The organism is Dyella sp. (assembly GCF_035277725.1).
Classification (GTDB): domain Bacteria; phylum Pseudomonadota; class Gammaproteobacteria; order Xanthomonadales; family Rhodanobacteraceae; genus Dyella_B.
Map to the genome: position 1 here is coordinate 1 of NZ_DATEJY010000257.1, position 4375 is coordinate 4375.

Annotated in this window: 3 protein-coding genes; all 3 read right to left on the minus strand. The window is 63.7% G+C overall.

Features of this window, described 5'->3' with window-relative positions:
• Window positions 1–153: 153 nt before the first annotated feature.
• Window positions 154–1530 (minus strand): leucyl aminopeptidase family protein, encoded by a 1377-nt coding sequence (locus VJR68_RS20815; RefSeq protein ID WP_324150742.1) that lies wholly within the window; start codon window positions 1528–1530, stop codon window positions 154–156.
• A gap of 169 nt (window positions 1531–1699) precedes the next feature.
• On the minus strand, window positions 1700–2407 hold the full coding sequence (locus VJR68_RS20820; protein ID WP_324150744.1) for an HAD family hydrolase: 708 nt from the start codon (window positions 2405–2407) through the stop codon (window positions 1700–1702).
• A 13-nt stretch (window positions 2408–2420) separates the two neighbouring features.
• Window positions 2421–3803, minus strand: coding sequence for a LysM peptidoglycan-binding domain-containing protein (locus VJR68_RS20825; RefSeq protein WP_324150745.1), 1383 nt, complete (start codon window positions 3801–3803; stop codon window positions 2421–2423).
• Window positions 3804–4375: the final 572 nt, after the last annotated feature.

Consider the following 4375-nt stretch of genomic DNA (forward strand, 5'->3'; position numbering starts at 1 on the left):
GGAGCATTGACCCTAACCTCCCCTGCAAGCAGGGGAGGGAACCGGTCTATGGCGTTTTTGCAGCTATCGAGCATGATCAGCAAGCTGGAAGAAGATGTGATCAAGAGACAGGGATCAAGTCCGGGGTAACCCAACCGGCGCCCCCGGCACTACTCAACCGTACCGCTTGCTCAGCAACGCAAACATGGCTCGCAAGCCCATCGCCTCGCCGCCACGCGGACGACCGGGACGATCGCCGTCGTTCCACGCATACGTATCCAGGTGCAGCCAGGGCATGCCTTCCGGAATAAAGCGCTCCATGAACAGCGCCGCGGTAATCGCGCCGGCATGGCGCGATGCGCCCGCATTGGCAAAGTCCGCGAGATACGACTCCAGCAACTTGCGATACGGCCGCCACAGCGGCAATCGCCACAGCGGATCAGCAACGGCATTGCCGCAGGCGAATGCTGCGTCGGCCAGCTGATCGTCATTGGCGAACAGGGCCGGCAAATCGGGGCCTAGCGCGACGCGTGCCGCGCCGGTGAGCGTCGCGAAGTCGACAATCAACTCGGGTTTCTGCTCCGCCGCGTACGCCAGTGCGTCGCACAGGATCAACCGGCCTTCGGCGTCCGTGTTGTCGACTTCCACGCTGTGGCCGCCGCGCGTGATGATCACTTCACCCGGACGCATCGCGTTGCCGGCCACCGCGTTTTCCACCGCAGGCACCAGCAGCGTCAGCCGCACCGGCAGCTTCGCTTCCATCACCAGGCCGGCCAGCGCCATCGCATGCGCCGCGCCGCCCATATCCTTCTTCATCCAGCGCATGCCGTCGGAAGATTTCAGATCCAGGCCGCCGGTATCGAAACACACGCCTTTGCCGACCAGCACCACTTTCGGATCGCTGGTTTTGCCCCACGACAATTCGATCAGGCGCGGCGGCCGATGGCTGGCGCGGCCAACGGCGTGGATGGTGGGAAAGTTGTCTTCCAGCAGTTCGTCGCCCACCCACTCGCGCACTTTGGCTTTATAGGTCTTGCCTAATTGCTTTACCTGATCGGCGAGCTGCTTGGGACCCATGTCCTCGGTCGGCGTATTGACCAGGTCGCGCACGAAATAGGTGGCTTCGACCAGCGGCGTCAACGCGGCCAAGGTGGCGGCATCCACCACCAGCGGCGAGCCTGGGCGCTTGGCGTTGCGATAGCGGGTGAATTGATAGCAACCCAACGCCCAGCCGAGGGCAGACAATTGCGGATCCAGCGGCACGCTTTCCGGTGCCAGCGTGTATTCGGCCGTCGGCAGCAGCAGTGGCAAGGCTGCCAATGCGCTCAGCGATTCCTGCCGATCCACGCCGACCACCACGCGCGCCAGCTTGCCGGTCGCATCCGGCACCAGGCATACGCTGCCGGGTTTTCCGTCGAAACCGCTTTCATCCAGCCAGTTGCGCTGCGCGGCATTCAAGCGCTTGCGCAAGCTGGACAGATGCGTCGCATCGGTGGCTTCGATCGGCGTGGCAGTACGGCGGCCGGAGGGTTGGGTGATCAGGGCGGACATGCAATGCCTTGCGCGCGTTGGGTGTGCGCGGGTCGTGGAGTTGGCCGCAGATGATGCGCGCTTTTGGAAGAGAGAGCCAATGTTGCGCGTCGGTGAGAGTGAGTAGGCTGGGATGTAATCCCGGCATCGGGGAGTTCGAGCAAGCTGGGATTGCATCCCAGCCTGCGAACTACAAACCTGCAGCGGGCAGTGGTTTCTCCAGCCACGCCACCAACGCGGCCAGATCCCGCAAATCCAGATCCGGCGCGATACCCAGCGTGCCCGGCCACGGATGCCCCGCGCGATTGATCCACGCGGTGCGCATACCGGCTTCGCGTGCGCCCACCACATCCAGCTCCGGATCATCTCCCACGTGCAGGATGTTTTCCGGCGCGATGCCCAGCTTCTCGGCCGCAGCAAGAAAGATGCGTGCATCGGGCTTCGCCACGCCCACGTCACGTGCGCAAATGCGATGCGCAAAATGCAGATGCAGGCCGATGCGTTCCAGATCGGCGTTGCCGTTGGTCAGGCTGGCCACGGGTAATGCGGCGCGCAGGCGTTCCAGCGCGGGCAGGGCATCGGGGTAGAGTTCCACCGCATTGCGTGCGGTGGCGAAAACTTCAAACAGCGCATCCAGCGGCGCTTCGCTGATGCCGCAGGCATCGAACGCGCGTTGCATGGTGATGTAGCGCTGCGCAGTGAAATCATGCGCCAGGTCGAGGCGTTCGGCGGCGACCAGCGCGCGCAGTTCGCGCAGTGCGGGAATAGGCCATGTTTCGGCTACCTGCGGGTAATGCAGCCGCAGGTAGTCATCCAGATCGCGATCCGCCCGCTGCAGGGCCGGCATCACCGGCCACAGGGTGTCGTCCAGATCGATCGTGATGGCGAGTATTTGCAAGCGAAGCGAAGACTCAGCGGGATTCGATGCGCAGCACCTGTCCGGTGCGCACCGTATTGTCCTTCAAATGGTTCCAGCTGCGAATCTGCGCCACGTCCACGCCATGCTTGCGGGCGATGGAGTACAGCGTTTCGCCGGCAGCGACGCGGTAGCTGCGCGCCGGCTTGGTATCCACGCTGGCGACGCGCTTCCTGCCTTCGGCCTTGCTCGCGACGTTGGACGTCTTGCGGGCGTTTTTCGTGCTGGCCTTGGCCACGGCGACCTTGCCGTGGGTCACGTAGGCATCGCTGGTGACCTTGGCGAAGCTGCCGCGATCGGTGGCGGTCATCTGCGTGAACGCATCGCCGCGCACGCCCTTCAGGCTGCTTGGCGGCGGCGTCAGCACGCTGCCGCTGACCTTGGCCAGCGTCGGCGTAGCCGGCGTTGCCGGACGCGCCGCTGCCACGGACGGTGCCGCGGCAGGACGTGACGGCGCCGACGCAATCTGCGTGGGTTCGGCGCTGGCATGCGCACCGACTTCGGCCAAAATGCGGCTGCGGCGCGATGCATCCATCGCGATCAGCGTGGTGCCGGCGTCATACGGCACCAGCGAGTGCGAACGCAGCGCCGACGCCCCCTTGTCGCTCAGCGCGAAATCCACGAACGCCTTGGCTTGCTCGGCGTTCGGGCTCGATGGATTGGTCACCAGGTACAGCGGTGCAAACAACGGATACGCGCCGCTGGCGACAGAGGAAACGCTCGGCGCCGTGCCATCGATGCGCAGCATCTTGATCTTCGGGTTGCCGGCTACGCTCGACAGCGTGCTCACACCGAAGCCGCGCGGATCCAGCGCCACCGACTGCTCAAGCTGCGTGGTGTTGACGTACAGGCGCGGCGCCGCCACCGGCTGGCTGCCGCGGCCGAACAGCAGCTTGCGCAGGCTGAATTCCACGCCGTCGCCGGGACTGGCCACGGCGAACACGTCGATCGGCGCATCGTTGCCGCCAACGTCTTTCCAGTTGGTGATCTTGCCGTAGTAGATGTCGTGCACCTGCTGCAGCGTGAGGTTGCTGACCGGGTTGCCGGAGCCCGTGATCAACACCAGGCCATCCCATGCCACCGGCGTAAAGGTAAGCCCGCTATCCGTGCCGCTGCCCGAGCTGGGGCGCGCGCTGCCGGCGATGTCGGCGGAGCCGCCGGCGACCGCATCCAGACCGGAAGCCGTATTGAACGGTTGCATCTGCACCGGACCATGGCCGGACGATTGCCAGGCTTTCGCGACACCTTTGACCACGCTATTGGCGGTAACCACGTCACCGCGCCATGTGAGCGATTGCGTGGCCGCAGCGAGCACAGCAGTGGAAAGACCGGCGCCGATCAGGGCAGCGGTGAGCAGACGGGTGATGCGTACTGGCATAGAAAGGCGCGACCTGCAAAGGGAGGAATAATCGAAGCGAGTGTGCCCTCCACAGCGCCTGCACGCAGTGACGGGTTGCGGTATTTCAGCGGCCCGGAGCCAAAACATCAAGCAACCGCGCGCATGAACCGCAAGTGCGTTCATACAGTTGCGTGGAAAACTTGATGGAAATGAAAGCTGCGCGGCGCGATTTCCGTTTCGGTTCTGGTCAGCATTGGGCCAGCCATAGGTGATGAATTTGCCGCTTTGCTTCCTCCCCAGCGGCAGGGAGGGCTGCTTGTGCGTTAGCGAAGAGCAGGTAAGTACGCTACGACCTTCGCAACAGCCATCCATAGACAGCCGTCATTCCCGCGAAAGCGCACTGTTGTCCGGGAAAAAATCGTCCCATTCGCCGTAACGCTTGATGGATCGTCGTCCCGGCGAAAGCCGGGACCCAGCGACTTGCATTTCGCCCAAGACACTGGGCCCCGGCTTTCGCCGGGGCGACGATTTCCGGTGACGTTGAATTTACAAGAAAAATTTTCGCCGTCGGGCTACGTGTCGAGATCTAATCAATCAAAAAGACTTTTCCC

Coding starts and splice junctions, on each gene's coding strand:
- VJR68_RS20825 (WP_324150745.1), bottom strand. CDS start 3,803: ATGCCAGTACGCATCACCCGTCTGCTCACCGCTGCCCTGATCGGCGCC.
- VJR68_RS20815 (WP_324150742.1), bottom strand. CDS start 1,530: ATGTCCGCCCTGATCACCCAACCCTCCGGCCGCCGTACTGCCACGCCG.